Source organism: Streptomyces sp. NPDC059003, assembly GCF_042740445.1.
In the GTDB taxonomy this organism is placed as follows: Bacteria; Actinomycetota; Actinomycetes; order Streptomycetales; family Streptomycetaceae; genus Streptomyces.
Map to the genome: position 1 here is coordinate 13,908 of NZ_JBHYJH010000013.1, position 15,692 is coordinate 29,599.

The window sequence follows — 15,692 nt, forward strand, 5'->3', positions numbered from 1 at the left end:
GAGGACGAGGCGCGCAGCGCCGGATGGAAGGGGGCCTGGGGGCGGAGCCCCCAGTTCGGGAAGGGGCGGGGTGGGGGAGTCTAAAATCGCCAGGTGCACGACCACCTTTCCCCCGCAGACACCCTCCGCACCGCCCTCGCCGGCCTCCTGGAGGACCTCCCCCCACGGGCCGCCGCCCAGGCGGTGGAGCGGCTGATCGCCAACTACAGGGGAACCACCCCGACCACGGCCCCCGTCCTACGGGACCGCGCCGACGTCACCGCCTACGCGGCCTACCGCATGCCCGCCACCTTCGAGGCGGTCCACTCCGCCCTGCGCGCGTTCGCCGAGACGACCCCGCAGGGGTGGGCGCCGACCGGCCACACGGACGTCGGCGGCGGCACGGGTGCCGCGACCTGGGCGGTGAACGCCACCTGGCCGGGCGAGCGCCCCGTCACGGTGCTCGACTGGGCGGAGCCCGCCCTCACCCTGGGCCGCGAACTGGCCGCCGCCAACGGCGAGTTGGCCTCGTCCCAGTGGCAGCGCGCCCGCATCGGCGCCACCCTCACCCTCGCACCCACCGCCCTCGTCACCATCTCGTACGTCCTCGGCGAGCTCACGGACGACGACCGCGCGTCGGTCGTGGACGCCGCGGCCCGCGCCGCCACCGACGCCGTCGTCGTGATCGAGCCGGGCACCCCGGACGGCTACGCCCGGATCATCGAGGCCCGCGACCGCCTGGTCGCGGCCGGGTTCGAGGTCGCCGCGCCCTGCCCGCACAGCGCCGCCTGCCCGATCGTGCCGGGCACGGACTGGTGCCACTTCTCGGCCCGGGTGAGCCGCTCCTCGCTGCACCGCAAGGTCAAGGGCGGCTCGTTGGCGTACGAGGACGAGAAGTTCAGCTACGTCGCGGCGGTCCGGGGCGACGGCGGCGCGGCCGAAGGGCTCGAACCCGCCGCGCGCCGCGTCGTCCGCAAGCCGCAGATCCGCAAGGGGCAGGTCCTCCTCGAACTGTGCGACGCGGACGGCGTCCTGCGCGGGCAGACGGTGACCAAGCGCCACGGCCAGCGCTACCGGGAGGCCCGCGACGTGGAGTGGGGCGACGCCTGGCCCGCCGACGAGGCGTGACCGGCCCCCGTCCCGTTGTACGGGACACGGCCGCACGTACAGCTGCCGCATGCAAAAGTGCGGGCGGCGCACGGCCACCCGCACCCATGGTCGGCGGAAGGGACTAGCCCTCGCGCAGCTCCTGCGTGCAGCACTTCACGCTGCCGCCGCCCTTGAGCAGCTCGCTCAGGTCCATGCCGATCGGCTCGTAGCCGCGCTCGCGCAGCGGCTCGAACAGACCGGTCGCGGCCTGCGGGAGCAGCACGTGCAGACCGTCGGACACCGCGTTGAGGCCGAGCGCCTGAGCGTCCGCCTCCTCGGCGATCAGCGCGTCGGGGAACAGCCGCTTCAGCACGGCCTGGCTGCCCGGCGAGAACGCGCCCGGGTAGTACATGACGTCGTCCGTCGTGTCGTCCAGGACCGCGAGGGCGGTGTCCAGGTGGTAGTAGCGCGGGTTGATCAGGTCGAGCCCGATCACGGGACGGCCGAAGACCTCCTGGGCCTCGCCGTGGGACAGCGGGCTGGCGCGGAAGCCGCGGCCCGCGAGGACGTACGAGGACGTGACGGCGAAGTCGCCCTCGCCCTCGTTGATGTGGGTCGGCTCGTGGACGTGCGCGAAGCCGTTGGCGCGGAACCACTCCAGGTGCGCCGCGGCCTCGGCCTGGCGCTCGGGGTGGGCGAAGCTCGCGCCGAGGACCCGGCCGTCGACGACGGTGGCGCCGTTGGCCGCGTAGACCATGTCCGGCAGGTCGGGGTGGGGTGTGAGCTCCTCGACGGTGTGGCCGAGCGAGCGGTAGCGGTCGCGCAGGTCTTCCCACTGGGCGACGGCGAGGGGGACGTCCACGGGTTTCGCGGGGTCCATCCACGGGTTGATGGAGTACGTGACCTTGAAGTGCGCGGGTGGGCACATCAGGTAGCGCCGGGGTGTGGCGCGCCGGGCAACTCGGTGCAATGAAGGCTCCTCACGAACCGCAGGGGCTGTTGCTGCCCATGGTGCGGTCTGAGGAGCCTTCGCGCAGTGATCTGCGCCCCTTGCACAGTGTCGCGCGCGGGATTTTCTTCATGAACCTGCGAAATGGGCCGTCGACACCGCTGTCATGCGGCTGTCGACACGGCTGTCCGCAGGGGCTGTTGGTACGTGCCGCCGACACGGGCCCTCGTTACGAGCCGTCGTTCGCCGACCGGCCCTCCTGCAGCCTGCGCAGCAGTTCTCGCTTCTGCTCCTGCGGGCTGAGCCCGCCGCCGACGCGCCCCGCGCCCCGGCCGCCGCGCAGGGCCTTGCGGGAGAGGTTGCTGCGCGTACCGCCCACGCCGAGCATTCCGGATCCGCCTCGCGCCATGTCCGCACCTCCGTATCCGCGTCCCCGTCCGGGGGCGCCTCGATTTCTTACGAGACGTATCGTCTCGTCGATGCCCTCGACTGTAGACGAGACGGGGCGTCTTGTCGAGGGAATTGCGGCGGCCTCGGCGCTAGGTGAGACGGAGCGTCTCGTGGCGCTGCTACATTCGACGGCATGGCTCAGAAAACCGCCCCTGACTCCACGCGCCGCAGCGAGCGCTCGCGCCGCGCGATCTACGACGCCGCTCTCGCCCTGGTCGGCGAGGTCGGCTACGGCAAGATGACCATCGAGGCGATCGCCGCCCGCGCCGGCGTCGGCAAGCAGACCATCTACCGGTGGTGGTCCTCCAAGAGCGCGGTCCTCCTCGACGCCTTCCTCGACCTCGCCGAGCAGGCCAGCGCCCAGCTCAGCGAGCAGGCTGGGCTCGCCGAGCCGCAGCAGGACATCCCCGACACCGGGGACCTGGAGGCCGACCTCAAGTTCGTCCTGCGCGCCACCGTCGACGAGATGACCGACCCCAAGTTCGACGCGCCGGCCCGCGCCCTGGCCGCCGAGGGCGTCGTCAACGAGGCCCTCGGCGCCGAATTCGTCGAGAAGCTGCTCGAACCGCAGCTCCAGCTCTACGTGAAGCGGCTGCGCGCCAGCCAGGACCGCGGCGAGATCGCGGCCCACATCGACCCGCGCGTCGCCCTCGAACTGTGGACCGGACCCCTCGCCCAGCGCTGGCTGCAGCGCACGGGCCCGCTCACCCACGAGTACGCCGACAAGCTGGTCGAGTACGCCCTGTACGGCATCACGCCCCGCTGACCGGGCCGCCCCTGCCGCCGCGCCCTCCCTTGCCGTGCGCGGCGCCCCTGATCGGCGTACGCGAGAGCAGCCCGGGCGCGTCCGTGATGACGCCGTTGCAGCCGAGCCGCAGGACGCGGTCGCGCTGTCGCGGCGTGGTCACGGTGTGCGCCCACACGCGCGGGACGCCCGAGTTGACCGCCCGCATCAGGTCCCGGTCGCGCGCCTTGTAGTCCACGTCCAGGACGTCGACGAACCGCGCCCAGCGCTCCGGGCGGTCGTGGCGCATCTGGTTCCGCGAGCGCCACAGCTGGGAGAGCAGGCCGATGTGGTGCGCGCGCTCGGCCACCCACGGCTTGTTGGAGTTCACGAACACCGAGCGGGCCAGGCCCCGCGCGTGGATCATCGCGCCCAGCTTCGTCACGCTCTCCGGGTCCTTCGCCTCCAGCATCAGCATGACCCGGCCGCCGAACCGGTCGAGCACCTCCGCCACCGTCGGCGGCCGCTCCGCCCGCCAGCGCCCCGGCACGTGCCGCGGCGGCCGCAGGCGCACGCCCTGCCAGTCGCCGCCGGACAGCCTGCGCACCGGGCCCGCGCTGTACGTCGTGCGGTCCAGGGTCGCGTCGTGCATCACCACCATCGTGCCGTCGCGCAGTATCCGCGTATCGAAGTCGATGACCTGCGCCGTGCCCCGCTCGAACGCGGCCATCAGGCCGGTCATGCTGTTCTCGGGCACTTCGAGGGCGCCGCCGCGGTGCGCCGTGTAGACGACCGGCGGCAGCGCGTCGACGGTGAGCGGGCCGCCACCCCACTCCAGCGGGGTCAGGAAGGCGGTCGGCCCGGTGAGGGCCAGGGCGGCGACTCCTGACAGCACAGTCCGTGTGACCATGGCGACCACCGTAGGAGCGAAAATCCCCTATTAGTGCGCAATGACGCGCTATGTCACCCAGAGCCTTGCATCACCCCAGCTACCCCGGATGTGGGCTACGGCCACCCGAGGAGCAGGATGGTGGGACCATAGGTCATGCTGTTCCGCACGACGGCGAGGTGAGGGGATAGATGGGCGCAGAGTTCGGCCGGACGTCCGGCGCGCAGGGCAGGATCTCCCAGTGGCTTCGCCGGCGCGGCCGCGCGGGCACGGACGGTGCCGCCGAAGGCGCGCGCCGTGAGGACCTGCTGCTCGCCGTCGCCGCGGCGGGACTGCCGCTCGCCCCCGCCGCGCACCCGGCCGGATACCGGTGCTCCTGCGACCGCATCGGCTGCCCCACGCCCGCACGGCACCCCGTGTCCTTCGCCTGGCAGACGCAGTCCACGACCGACCGCGCCCAGATCGAGCGCTGGGCCCGGCACCAGCCGCTGGCCAACTTCATCACCGCGACGGGCATGGTGCACGACGTCCTCGACGTCCCCCTCGACGCGGGGCGGCCCGCCCTGGAGCGGCTGCTCGCGCAGGGCGTCGACGTGGGGCCCGTGGCCGAGTCCGCGGGGGCGCACGACGACGGGCGGATGCTCTTCTTCACCACCACGCGGGGTACGCCGGAGGACGAGGACGAGTGGTGGCCGTGCGAGCTCGACTGTCATCCCGAGACGATGGATGAGCATCCGGGGCTGCGGTGGCACTGTCGTGGGTCTTATGTGCTGGTGCCGCCTGCGCGACTGCCGGGTGACCTTGCGGTCAGCTGGGTGCGGGGGCCGGAGTTTCCGCTTCCTGATCCTCTGACCTTGCTTGAGATCCTTACCGATGAGTGTGCTCGGTACGCGGGGGAGCCCCGGGAGGATGCGGCCGCCTGGCCCCTGAGGGGCTGACTCTGGTCTTAGGGTGCCCTGGTCGTGGGCTGTGCCCACCCGTCCCGCCCTGCGGGACGATTGCCCACAGCAGGGACGGCCGGTCATTCGCCCTTCGCGCCCACCAAGCCCTGCATCCGGCTCAATATCGTCACCTTTCCCTTGCCCTTCGGGGTCAGGGAGAGCTGGTTCGAGACGCGTTCCAGGGTGACGGACTGTTTGGCGTCGCCCTTCATCAGGGCCTTGACGTCCGGCTCCACGGGGACGTTGCGGCCCGTCGACGCGGTCTGCTTCTCGTAGTGGTGGGTGGAGAAGAAGACGAGGGCGCCGCCGTCGCGGGTGCGCAGGCCGACGGGGGCGAACGCGCCGTCGTTCCGCGGGTCGTCGAGGTACTGGACGGCCAGGCCGAGCCGCCGCTTGTTCCGGTCGCGGGCCGCCTTCCACTGCGAGGTGTGCGGGCCCGCCGCGAACGTGTCGCCGCCGGACTTCAGGAACGCCGTGTACTCCTTGCCGAGCCGCCGCGGCGGCACCGCGAGGCCCGCCCGGCCGGCGGCGACCGGCTCCACGTACCCGTCCTCGTCCTTCTTCAGGGCGGGGATCCGCTCCGGCAGGACCAGGTTCAGATAGGTGGCCTCCCACAGCTGGTCCCCGCTGCCGCGGGTGAAGACGATCAGCCAGCGGTAGCCGTGCGGCTTGCGGTTGGCGGCCGCGTCCACGACGAAGAACCGGGGCCAGCCCGCCTTCTTGGGGATGGAGTACTTCACATCCGTCAGTTCGAGCGGCACGTACCGGGAGTTGCCGTCCGGGTGCTGCGCCTGCCGCGCCTTCAGGCCCGCCTGGTTGATGGCGCCGAGCGGCCCGGTGACGCGGGCCGCGTCGAGCGCGGGGTCGTACGCCTTGTCGGCCTTGTTGTACGCGGAGAGGAAGCTCTTGAGGGCGCGGGCCGCCTCGGCCTTCGTGGCCGTCGGGATGACCTCGCGCTCACCGTGCACCGTCACGCAGCCGCTCGCCGCCAGCGACAGGGCGACCGCCGTCGCCGCCGGGGCAGCGAGGCGCCCCACCCTGCGAACCCTGATCATCGGACCCCTTCACCTTCCCCTTCCCGGGCCCGAACCCTACCGGGGCCCGGCGCCGCGCGAGCGGCCGGGCGCCGGGCTCAGGAACCGGCGGCGTCGGCCTTCACGGGCTCCGGGGCCGGTTTGCGGGAGCTTGCCCGGGACGGGAGCAGGAACAGGGTGAGGACCGGCACCAGATACAGGGACCAGACGATCACCTGGAGGACCGTCGGGTTGGGCTGGAAGTTGAACACGCCCTTGAGGAGCGTGCCGTACCAGCTGTCCGGCGGGACCGTCGTGCTGATGTCGAACGCCTTGTTCTCCAGGCCGCCGAGGAACCGCGCCTCCTGGAGGTCGTGCACGCCGTACGCGAGCACGCCCGCCGCCACCACGACCAGCATCGCGCCGGTCCAGGTGAAGAACTTCGCCAGGTTGATGCGCAGGGCGCCGCGGTAGAACAGCCAGCCGAGCGCGACGGCCGTGAGCAGGCCGAGGATCACGCCGGCGAGCGGCGCGTGCGTGCCGTCGTTCGACGCCCGCACCGACGCCCACACGAACAGGGCGGTCTCCAGGCCCTCGCGCCCGACGGCGAGGAACGCCGTCGCGACCAGGGCGGCCGTGCCCATCTGCAGGGCCGCGTCGAGCCTGCCGTGCAGCTCCGCCCTGAGGTGCCGGGCGGTGCGCCGCATCCAGAAGACCATCCACGTCACCAGGCCCACCGCGAGGATCGACAGCGAGCCGCCGAGCGCCTCCTGCGCCTCGAAGGTCAGCTCCTGCGAGCCGAACGTCAGCGCGCAGCCGAAGCCGAGCGACAGGGCCACCGCGACACCGATGCCGGTCCACACCGGAGCCAGCGCGTCCCGCCGCTCCGTCTTCACCAGGTACGCGACGAGGATGCACACGACCAGGCTGGCCTCGAGGCCCTCGCGCAGGCCGATCAGATAGTTGCCGAACACGGCGTCACGCCTTCCCGGTGAACAGCGCGCGGCCCCACCAGTCGTCCTTGTCGCGCACGCCGGGCGGGATCGCGAAGACCGCCGAACCCACGTGCTGGATGTACTCGTTGAGGGCGTCCGTCGCCGCGAGCGAGCGCTGCACCGGGATGAAGCCCTTGCGCACGTCCCGCTGGTACGCGAGGAAGAACAGGCCCGCGTCCAGGCGGCCGAGCCCGTCGGTGCCGTCGGTGAACGAGTAGCCGCGGCGCAGGATCGTCGCGCCGGCGTTGGAGTCGGGGTGCGCGAGCCGCACGTGCGCGTCGGGCTTCATCGCCTTCAGGAACGGCTCGTCGCGCTCCTTGGCCTTGCCGACCGGGGCGCCCTCGCCCTTGTCGCGGCCGAAGATGTCCTCCTGCTCCCGCAGCGAGGTGCGGTCCCACGTCTCGATGTTCATGCGGATGCGCCGCGCGACGAGGTAGGAGCCGCCGACCATCCAGTCCGGGCCGTCCTTCCCGGCGACCCAGACGTGCTTGGCCAGCTGGTCGTCATCGGTGCCGGAGACGTTCCGGGTGCCGTCCTTGAAGCCCATGAGGTTGCGCGGGGTCTGCGCGTCGGGCGTCGTCGACGACGTCTTGCCGAAGCCGAGCTGCGACCAGCGGACGGCGACCTTGCCGAAGCCGATGCGCGCCAGGTTGCGGATCGCGTGCACCGCGACCTGCGGGTCGTCCGCGCAGGCCTGGACGCACAGGTCGCCGCCGCTGCGCGCCTTGTCGAGGTTGTCGCCGGGGAACTTCGGCAGGTCGACCAGGGCCTTCGGCCGCTTGCCCGCGATGCCGAACCGCTCCCCGTACTTCTCGAAGAGCGAGGGCCCGAAGCCGATCGTCAGGGTCAGCCGTGAGGGCTTGAGGCCGAGGGCCTCGCCCGTGTCGTCGGGCGGCGCCTCGTCGAGCCCGCCGAACGCGCCCTCGCCGACCGACTGCCCCGCGGTCATCCGCGCGGCCGCCTTCGTCCACTCCTTGAGCAGCGCGACGAACTCCTCGCGGTCGTCCGTCTTCACGTCGAACGCCGCGAAGTGCAGGCGGTCCTGCACGGCGGTCGCGATGCCCGCCTGGTGGGCGCCGTGGAACGCGACGGCCGCGCCCTCCGCGGCGGCGGGCACCGCGTCGTCGGCGCCGCCGTCGGTGCGGGTCATCGCCACCGCGCCGCCCGCCGCCGCGGCGCCGAGCGCGAGCCCCGCGCCGCCCCAGCCGAGCAGCGAACGCCGGGACGGAGTGCGGGAGTTGTCCTCAGTCATCGTTCCCCCTTGCCGCTACTTGGACTTGACGACGGCCGCGGCCAGCTTCGACAGCGGCTCCGCGAGCGCGTTCACGCCGTCCTGCAGCTCCTTGCGGTCCGCCTTGCCGACCTTGTCGTAGGACGTGAAGTCGTAGCCGCTCTTGTCCTTGCGGTACCGGTCGAGCAGCTTGTCCAGGGCCGCGAACTGCTTGTCGAGCTCCTTGGCGAGCGCCGGTTCGTTCTCGGCCGCCACGGGCCGCAGCAGGGCGTACGCCTTCTCGGCGCCCTCGACGTTCGCCTTGAAGTCGACCAGGTCGGTGTGCGAGTAGCGCTCCTCCTCGCCGGTGACCTTGCCGGTGGCGACCTCGTCGAGGAGCTCCTTGGCGCCGTTGGCCATCGACGTGGGGGTGATCACCGCCTTGCCGACGCGCTTGCGCCAGTCGGTGAGGTCCTTGTCGAGCCGGGTCGCGAGGTCCTTCTCGCGCTGCCCGATCTTCTTGTCCTGCCACAGGGCGCGCTCCAGGCGGTGCCAGCCCGTCCAGTCCTTCTCGGGGTCCTGGTCGTCGGCGAGGCCGTCCTCGCGGACGTCCACCTTCGGGTCGATGTCGCCGAAGGACTCGGCGACCGGCTCGGTGCGCTCCCAGCCGATGCGCGAGGGCGCGTACGCCTTCTTCGCGGCATCGAGGTCGCCCTTCCTGACCGCGTCCGTGAAGACCTTCACCTTGGGGAGCGTCTCGTCGGCCTGCGCCTGCGCGTACGCGCGGTACTCGGCGACCGCCTTGTCCAGGCGCGGGTCGCGCTTGGCGGTCTTGCCGCCGCCGGTGGCCTTGACCTTCTGGCGGATGCCGTCGCCCTTCATGCCGGGCTTGCAGGCGATGGTGTAGTCGCCCGCCTTCACCTCGGCGGTCAGGGTCTGCTTGGTGCCGGGGCCGATGTTCTCGCGCTCGGTGACGATGCGGTCGTCGGGGAAGAGGACGTAGACCTCGGTGACCTTGGAGCCCTTGTTCTCGACGGCGAGCTCCACGTGCCCGGCCGGGAACTCCTTCTTCGAGACCTCGCACTTGTCGTCGCTCGCGGTGACCCTGACGGCGCCGGAGCCGCCCTTGGCGTCGCTCTTCTCGGTGCAGCCGGTGACGGCGGCGAGGGCGGCCGCGGTGGCGGCTGCGGTCACGACGGATATGCGGGCGCGGCGCATGCGAGCTCCAGGGGTCGGGGACTGGCACCGTGCCAGTGAGGGGACCCTAACTTAGCTGAGCTTTACTTCGGTCACGGCCACGGGGGAGTAAAGCGCAGGTCAAGCGCTGTCCTGAAATCGCCCCTCCTCGTAACGGCCGCGCAGCGGTGTGACCAGCGGTGTTCCTGTGCGGGGATGGGGGAACACCTCGATGGGCTGCCGGTACACCTCCGTGAGCAATTTCTCGCCAAACACGTCCGCCGGGGCGCCGTCCGCCGCCACCGCCCCGCCGTGCAGCACCACCGCCCGGTCCGCGTACGCCGCCGCGAGCCCCAGGTCGTGCAGGACGACCACCACGGCGTCGCCGGCGGCCGCGCGCTCCCGGCAGATCCGCAGGACCAGCTCCTGATGGCGCAGGTCGAGGGCCGCCGTCGGCTCGTCGAGCAGGAGCAGCGGCGCGCGCTGGGCGAGGACCCGCGCCAGGGCGACCCGGGCCCGCTCGCCGCCGCTGAGCGCGGAGAACGGCCGCGCGGCGAACTCGCTCACCTCCGTGGCCGCCATCGCCGCGGCCACCACCTTGTCGTCGTCCTCCTCCAGGCGCGTACCGGCCCACGGCGCCCGCCCCATCCGGACCACGTCCTCGACCGGGAACGGGAAGGACAGCACCGCGGACTGCGGCAGCACCGCGCGGCGCAGGGCCAGGTCGGGCGCGGGCCACTCGGCGGCGGGGCGGCCGCAGACGCGTACGACACCGGAGTCGGCGGGCAGATCGGCGGCGAGCGCGGCCAACAGGGTCGACTTGCCCGCCCCGTTGGGCCCGACGAGGGCGAGCACCTCGCCCGCGCGGGCGGCCACCGAGACGCCCTTCAGGACCTCGCGGCCGCCGAGCCCCACCCGCAGCTCGTCGGCCTCGGCGAGCACCTCGCCGGGCGCGACCGGTGCGGGCAGCGCGCGCTCGCGGCCGCCGAGGAGCCCCCGGCCGAGGCGTGTGATCAGGGTCGTCATGCCCAGCCTCCGTGCTTGCGGCGGGTCCTGCGGAGCAGCCAGAAGAAGAACGGGCTGCCGACCAGCGCGGTGAGCACGCCGAGCGGCAGTTCGGCGGGCGCGGCGACGGTACGGGCCGCGAGGTCGGCGCCGACGAGGACCACGGCACCGGCGAGCGCGCTCCCCGGCACCAGGAACCGGTGCCCGGGTCCGGCGGCCATGCGCAGCAGATGCGGCACGAGCAGACCCACGAACGTGATGATTCCGGCCACGGCGACGGCCGCGGCGGTCAGCAGCGCCACGACGAGCACGAGCACCATCCGCAGCCGTTCGACGTCCACGCCCAGGTGCCGCGCGGGCCGCTCGCCGAGCGCGAGCAGATCCAGCTTGCGCGCGTGGAGCGGGGCGACGAGCAGCCCGGCCGCCGCGCACGGCAGCACGGCGAGCACCTTCGGCCAGGTGGCCTGGGCGAGCGAGCCGAGCTGCCAGAACGTGATCTGCGAGATCTGCGCGTTGTCGGCGAAGAAGATGAACAGGCCGATCAGCGCGCCCGCGAAGGCGTTCACGGCGATGCCGGTGAGGATCAGCGTCACCACTTCCGTCCGGCCGCCCTCGCGCGAGAGGACGTACACGAGCAGGACCGTGGCGAGGCCGGCGACGAACGCGCAGACGGTCACGGTCCAGTTGCCGAAGAAGCTCAGGCCGAGCGCGATCGAGGCGACCGCGCCGACGGCCGCCCCCGACGAGATCCCGATGACGCCCGGCTCGGCCAGCGGATTGCCGAACACGCCCTGCATCAGCGCGCCCGCGCAGCCGAGCGACGCGCCCACGAGCAGCGCGAGCACCACCCGCGGGAACCGCACGTTCCACAGCACGCTCTCGGCGACCCGGTCGAGCGCGTGCCCGCCGAGCCCCGCCTTGTGCCGCGCGGACGCGAGGACGTCGCCGAGCGGGATGTCGTACGCGCCGATCCCCGCCGACAGCAGACACAGCACGACGAGCGAGCAGGCCAGGCCGACGGTCAGGAGGTAGGGGGCGCCGCGGCGGGCGCGGCGCGGGGCGTCCGCCGGGGGCGCGGCCACGCCGACCGGCTTGGTGGCGAGGGTCACTTGGCGTCCTTGTAGAGCTGGTCGACGAGCGACTTCAGGACCCGGTCGGTGCGCGGCCCGTAGTTCAGCAGGACGCCGTCCTCGATCGACACGACGCGGCGGTCGATGCCCGCCGGGGTCTCGGCCACGCCCGGGATCTTCACCAACCCGTCGACGCCGCCCACCGAGTCGAGCCCCTTCGTCATCACGAGGATCGCGTCCGGCGCGGCCTTGGCGAGGGCCTCGCTGGTGATGGCGGTGAAGTCCTTCTCAAGCCCCGACTCCTTGCCCGCGTCGACCGCTCCCGCGGCTTCGAGGAGCGAGCTCGCGCCGGAGTCACGGCCGCCAAGGAGATACACCGAGGCCGAGCCGCGCAGATAGAGGAAGGCCACGCGCGGCTTCTTGCCCCGCGCGGGCACGGACTTGCGTACGGCCGCGATCCGCTTCTCCGTACGGGACTTGAGCGCGGCCCCCGCCTTGTCGACGCCGAGCGCGTGGGCGACCGCCTCGATGCGCGGGCCGACGTCGGCGAGGCTCTTGGCCGGGTCGAGGACGACGAGCGGGACGCCCGCGTCGCGGATCTGGTCGAGGGCCTCGGACGGACCGGTCGTGGTGTCCGCGAGGACGACCGTCGGCTTCAGGGAGAGCACGCTCTCCGCCGACACGTCGTGCGCGCGGGTCACCACCGGCAACTTCTCGGCCTGCGCGAACGTCGCGGTGATGTCGCGCGCCACCACGTTCTTGCCGAGCCCGAGCGTGAACACGATCTCGTTCAGGCTGCCGGTGAGCGGCACGATGCGGCGGGTGTCCTTCACCGTGACCTTCTTGCCGTCGGCGGAGGTGACGGTCACGGGGAGCCGCGCCGCGGGCTTCGCCGCCAGCGGCTCCACCCGGTCGGCGTGGGCGGCCTTCGCCTGCGGCGTGCCGCCGCCTGGGCCTGCGTCGTCCGAAGAGCCGCAGCCGGTGAGGGCGAGCGCGAGTACGGCCGCCAAGGCGCCGACCGTGCGGAGTGAGCGCGGCATGCGCACCGAAGTCCACCGTCCTGTCGTGTGGTTCCCCGTTGAGGTGATCTTAGTTTAGGTTAGCCTTACCTTATCGAGCTAGACCTGGAGGGGACCCATGCCGTCGTCCAGACCGCCGCGTGCGCGCCGCGGCCACGGTGTCCGTGCCGGAGCCGTGGCCGTCCTCGCGGGACTCGTCGCAGCACTGCTCCCGGCGGCCGCCGCTCACGCGCAGGACCGCACGGTGAAGGGCGGCAGGCTCGACTGGGGCATCAAATCCTCCTTCCAGAGCTATGTCACCGGGCCGATAGCCAAGGGCAGTTGGAACCTCCAGGGCGGCGCGGCGACGGTCGGCGGCAGCGACTTCCGCTTCCACTCGGCCACCGGCTCCTACGACCCGGACAGCGGCGCCTTCAGCGCGGGCTTCTCCGGCGGCGTGCACTTCACCGGCCACAAGAAGGGCGGCTCGTACCAGCTCGACCTGACGATCAGCCGCCCCACCGTCAAGGTCACCGGCGGCCGCGGCACGCTCTACGCCGACATGGTCAGCAAGGAGAAGGGCACCGGAAAGGTCACCTCGACCGCCCAGGTCCCGCTCGCCGCACTCAACCTCTCCGGCATCAACATGAAGGGCGGCACCGGACCGATCGCCCTCACCCATATCCCCGCGACGCTCACCACCCAGGGCGCCAAGGCCTTCGCCGGGTACTACGCGGCGGGCACCCGGCTCGACCCGGTGAGCCTGTCGACGGACCTGACGGCGGCGCGACCGAAAACGGACAAGAAGCCGCACGACAAGCCCGACGGCACACCGTCGAAGAAGCCCACCGACGACAAGGGCAAGAAGCCGAAGGCCGCGGGGCGCATCGAGGACGCCGCCGTCGACTGGGGCGTGCGCCGCACGTTCCGCGAGTACGTCTCCGGGTCCATCGCCAAGGGCAAGTGGACGCTGTCGTCCGGCGCCCAGGACGGCGGCGCCCTGTTCCGCTTCCCGCGCGGCAAGGGCGCGTACGACGAGAAGAAGCGCACCCTCGCCGCCGACTTCACCGGCGCCGTCCGCTTCACCGGCAGGCACGGCCTCGACCTCGGCCTGAGCAAGGTCGCCGTCGGCGTCAAGGACGGCAGGGGCACGCTCTACGCCGACGTGGACAGCAAGGACTTCACGGAGAAGAAGGCGCCGCTCGTCACCTTCACCGGCAAGGAGCTGACCGGACTGAAGCCGCACGACGGCCTGATCGCCGTCACCGAGGCCCCCGCGAAGCTCACCGCCGACGGCGCGAAGGCCTTCGGCTCCATGTACAAGGCGGGCACCGCGATGGACCCCGTGTCGCTCGCCGTCGCCGTCGACGACAAGGCGGAACTGCCCGCCCTGCCGGACCTCGGCTCGTCCGCGGCGCCGGAGCCCAAGAAGGCGGCGGCCACGCCTGAACCGAAGCCGGTCGCGCAGTCCGAGGACTCCGACTCCTCGTCCAACGCCCTGCCGATCACCCTGGGCGCGGTCGCGGCGCTGCTCGTGGCGGCCGCGGTGGCCTTCGGCGTCGTACGCCGCCGCCGCGCGACGCGCTAGCTCCTTCCCTTTTCCCCCTCCCACCCCCCTTCCTTCCGAGGAGCCCACTGACCATGGCAGCCACCAGCCGCCCCACCGTCCGTGCCGCCGCCGTCGCGACGGCCGTCGCGCTCGGCGCCACCGTGTTCGCCTTCCCGGCGTTCGCCGCCGACGAGCCCGTCGACGCCCCGACGGAGCAGCAGGCTCCCGCGGGCAAGCAGGCGCCGACCGTGTTCACCATCACGGACGGCACCCTGGACTGGGGCCTGAAGGAGTCCTTCCGCAAGTACGTCACGGGCATGGCCGCGGGCAGGATCACGACCAGCGGCGGCGCCAAGCAGGCGGCCGGCAACGGGGTGTTCACGTTCGTCGGCGCCAAGGGCACGTACGACCTGTCGACCCACACCACCAAGGTCTCGCTCAAGGGCGCCGTCCGCTTCACCTCCACGGCCCACCGCTTCGACATCAGAATCGCGGACGTGAAGGTGCGGACGAAGGGCACGACGGGCGCCATCAAGGCCGACGTCACGCTCAACGGCACCAAGCAGAACGACATCGACCTCGCCAAGCTCGACCTGAACGGCATCCGGCCGGGCCACGGCCAGGGCGGCGCCATGACGTTCAAGGACATCCCGGCGAAGCTCACCGCCGACGGCGCGAAGGCCTTCAACGGCATGTACCAGGCGGGCCAGGCGCTCGACCCGGCGACGCTCACGGTGGTGCCCGGCGGCTCCGCGCCCGCGCCGTCCCCCACGCCCAGCACGCCCCAGGAGCCGAAGCCCAAGCCGAAGCCGACGCCGACCGCGAAGCCCAAGCCGAAGCCGACCACCACCCCGACCAAGCCCGAGCCCCGGCCCGGCCGGACCACCGGCAAGATCGTCGGCGGGAAACTGTCCTGGGGCATGAAGGAGAGCTTCCGCCGCTACATCTCCACGGGCGGCGAGGTGAAGACGGCCAAGGGCGCCAAGAAGAAGGCGAACGGCTACGACTTCCCGTACGCCAAGGCGGACTGGAAGGCCGGGGCCAAGAAGCTGAACGCGTCCTTCGGCGGCAGCGTGCGCTTCCTCTACAAGGCGCACGGCATCGACATGACGTTCAGCGACGTGAAGATCAAGGCGAGCGGCACGAAGGGCACGCTGTACGTCGACGTGAAGACGCCGACCCGCACCAGCAACGACGTCGAGTTCGCGACGCTCGACCTGTCCGGGGTGTCGTACGCCGCCAAGAACGACGTGGTCCTCTTCAAGAAGGTCCCCGCACGGTTCACGGCCGCGGGCGCCGAGCAGTTCGCCAACGACACCATGGGCTCGATGTACAAGAAGGGCGACCGGATCGACCCGGTGACCGTCGCGCTCACCCTGACCGACGGCGCCCGGATCCCGTCGTCGTCCGACGGCGCAGGCGCGTCCGGCATGGGCGGCGGCAACGGCCCGGTGGGCAGCGGTTCCGTGGGCGGCGGCGGTTCCGTGGGCGGGGCCGCCGAGTCCCTCGCGGAGACGGGTTCCGGGGCGCCGTCGGGGACGCTGCTCGGCATCGCGGGCGCGGTCGTCGTGGCGGGCGCGGGGGCGGTGTACGCGGCGCGGCGCCGGCAGTCGGGCCACGGCGGAACCGTGTGACCCTTTGAACATCCGCTCAGG

Annotated in this window: 15 protein-coding genes; 5 read left to right on the forward strand and 10 right to left on the reverse strand. The window is 72.3% G+C overall.

Going from position 1 to position 15,692, the window contains the following annotated elements:
* Positions 1-93 precede the first annotated feature (93 nt).
* Positions 94-1,107, forward strand: a complete 1,014-nt coding sequence (locus ACFWZ5_RS08390) for a small ribosomal subunit Rsm22 family protein (RefSeq protein WP_384796802.1) — start codon at positions 94-96, stop codon at positions 1,105-1,107.
* Between the two features lie 103 nt (positions 1,108-1,210).
* Here the strand turns inward: ACFWZ5_RS08390 and ddaH are convergent, their stop codons facing one another.
* Both ddaH and ACFWZ5_RS08400 read right to left on the reverse strand, forming a co-directional pair.
* Complete coding sequence (gene ddaH / locus ACFWZ5_RS08395) at positions 1,211-2,038, reverse strand: dimethylargininase (RefSeq protein ID WP_384796805.1); 828 nt, start codon at positions 2,036-2,038, stop codon at positions 1,211-1,213.
* A gap of 208 nt (positions 2,039-2,246) precedes the next feature.
* Positions 2,247-2,426: a DUF6243 family protein gene (locus ACFWZ5_RS08400; RefSeq protein ID WP_384796808.1), complete on the reverse strand. Its 180-nt coding sequence runs from the start codon at positions 2,424-2,426 to the stop codon at positions 2,247-2,249.
* 174 nt (positions 2,427-2,600) lie between these two features.
* On the opposite strand from ACFWZ5_RS08400, the gene ACFWZ5_RS08405 reads away from it, so the two are divergent.
* The gene (locus ACFWZ5_RS08405) at positions 2,601-3,233 is read left to right on the forward strand and encodes a TetR/AcrR family transcriptional regulator (protein WP_384796811.1); all 633 of its coding nucleotides are present in this window, start codon (positions 2,601-2,603) and stop codon (positions 3,231-3,233) included.
* On the opposite strand, the gene ACFWZ5_RS08410 is transcribed toward ACFWZ5_RS08405, so the two are convergent.
* Positions 3,220-4,101, reverse strand: a complete 882-nt coding sequence (locus ACFWZ5_RS08410) for a glycerophosphodiester phosphodiesterase (protein ID WP_384796814.1) — start codon at positions 4,099-4,101, stop codon at positions 3,220-3,222. The genes ACFWZ5_RS08405 and ACFWZ5_RS08410 overlap by 14 nt on opposite strands.
* A gap of 170 nt (positions 4,102-4,271) precedes the next feature.
* Here ACFWZ5_RS08410 and ACFWZ5_RS08415 point away from each other — a divergent pair, with 170 nt between their 5' ends.
* A complete protein-coding gene (locus ACFWZ5_RS08415) occupies positions 4,272-5,018 on the forward strand; it encodes a bifunctional DNA primase/polymerase (protein WP_384796817.1) in 747 nt (248 codons plus the stop codon).
* An 83-nt stretch (positions 5,019-5,101) separates the two neighbouring features.
* On the opposite strand, the gene ACFWZ5_RS08420 is transcribed toward ACFWZ5_RS08415, so the two are convergent.
* The 7 genes from ACFWZ5_RS08420 to ACFWZ5_RS08450 all read right to left on the reverse strand — a co-directional run bounded on the left by ACFWZ5_RS08420 (position 5,102) and on the right by ACFWZ5_RS08450 (position 12,530).
* Complete coding sequence (locus ACFWZ5_RS08420; protein WP_384796820.1) at positions 5,102-6,076, reverse strand: hypothetical protein; 975 nt, start codon at positions 6,074-6,076, stop codon at positions 5,102-5,104.
* A gap of 77 nt (positions 6,077-6,153) precedes the next feature.
* On the reverse strand, positions 6,154-7,008 hold the full coding sequence (gene efeU, locus ACFWZ5_RS08425) for an iron uptake transporter permease EfeU (RefSeq protein WP_384796823.1): 855 nt from the start codon (positions 7,006-7,008) through the stop codon (positions 6,154-6,156).
* 4 nt (positions 7,009-7,012) lie between these two features.
* The gene (gene efeB / locus ACFWZ5_RS08430; RefSeq protein ID WP_384796826.1) at positions 7,013-8,281 is read right to left on the reverse strand and encodes an iron uptake transporter deferrochelatase/peroxidase subunit; all 1,269 of its coding nucleotides are present in this window, start codon (positions 8,279-8,281) and stop codon (positions 7,013-7,015) included.
* A 15-nt stretch (positions 8,282-8,296) separates the two neighbouring features.
* Positions 8,297-9,457: an iron uptake system protein EfeO gene (efeO, locus tag ACFWZ5_RS08435; protein WP_384796829.1), complete on the reverse strand. Its 1,161-nt coding sequence runs from the start codon at positions 9,455-9,457 to the stop codon at positions 8,297-8,299.
* Between the two features lie 99 nt (positions 9,458-9,556).
* Complete coding sequence (locus ACFWZ5_RS08440) at positions 9,557-10,441, reverse strand: heme ABC transporter ATP-binding protein (RefSeq protein ID WP_384796833.1); 885 nt, start codon at positions 10,439-10,441, stop codon at positions 9,557-9,559.
* The gene (locus tag ACFWZ5_RS08445; protein WP_384796878.1) at positions 10,438-11,502 is read right to left on the reverse strand and encodes a FecCD family ABC transporter permease; all 1,065 of its coding nucleotides are present in this window, start codon (positions 11,500-11,502) and stop codon (positions 10,438-10,440) included. Before ACFWZ5_RS08445 ends, ACFWZ5_RS08440 begins: the two co-directional genes overlap by 4 nt.
* Before the next feature lie 23 nt (positions 11,503-11,525).
* A complete protein-coding gene (locus ACFWZ5_RS08450) occupies positions 11,526-12,530 on the reverse strand; it encodes a hemin ABC transporter substrate-binding protein (RefSeq protein ID WP_384796836.1) in 1,005 nt (334 codons plus the stop codon).
* A 97-nt stretch (positions 12,531-12,627) separates the two neighbouring features.
* On the opposite strand from ACFWZ5_RS08450, the gene ACFWZ5_RS08455 reads away from it, so the two are divergent.
* Complete coding sequence (locus ACFWZ5_RS08455) at positions 12,628-14,076, forward strand: HtaA domain-containing protein (RefSeq protein WP_384796839.1); 1,449 nt, start codon at positions 12,628-12,630, stop codon at positions 14,074-14,076.
* A gap of 53 nt (positions 14,077-14,129) precedes the next feature.
* Positions 14,130-15,671: an HtaA domain-containing protein gene (locus ACFWZ5_RS08460; RefSeq protein WP_384796842.1), complete on the forward strand. Its 1,542-nt coding sequence runs from the start codon at positions 14,130-14,132 to the stop codon at positions 15,669-15,671.
* Positions 15,672-15,692: the final 21 nt, after the last annotated feature.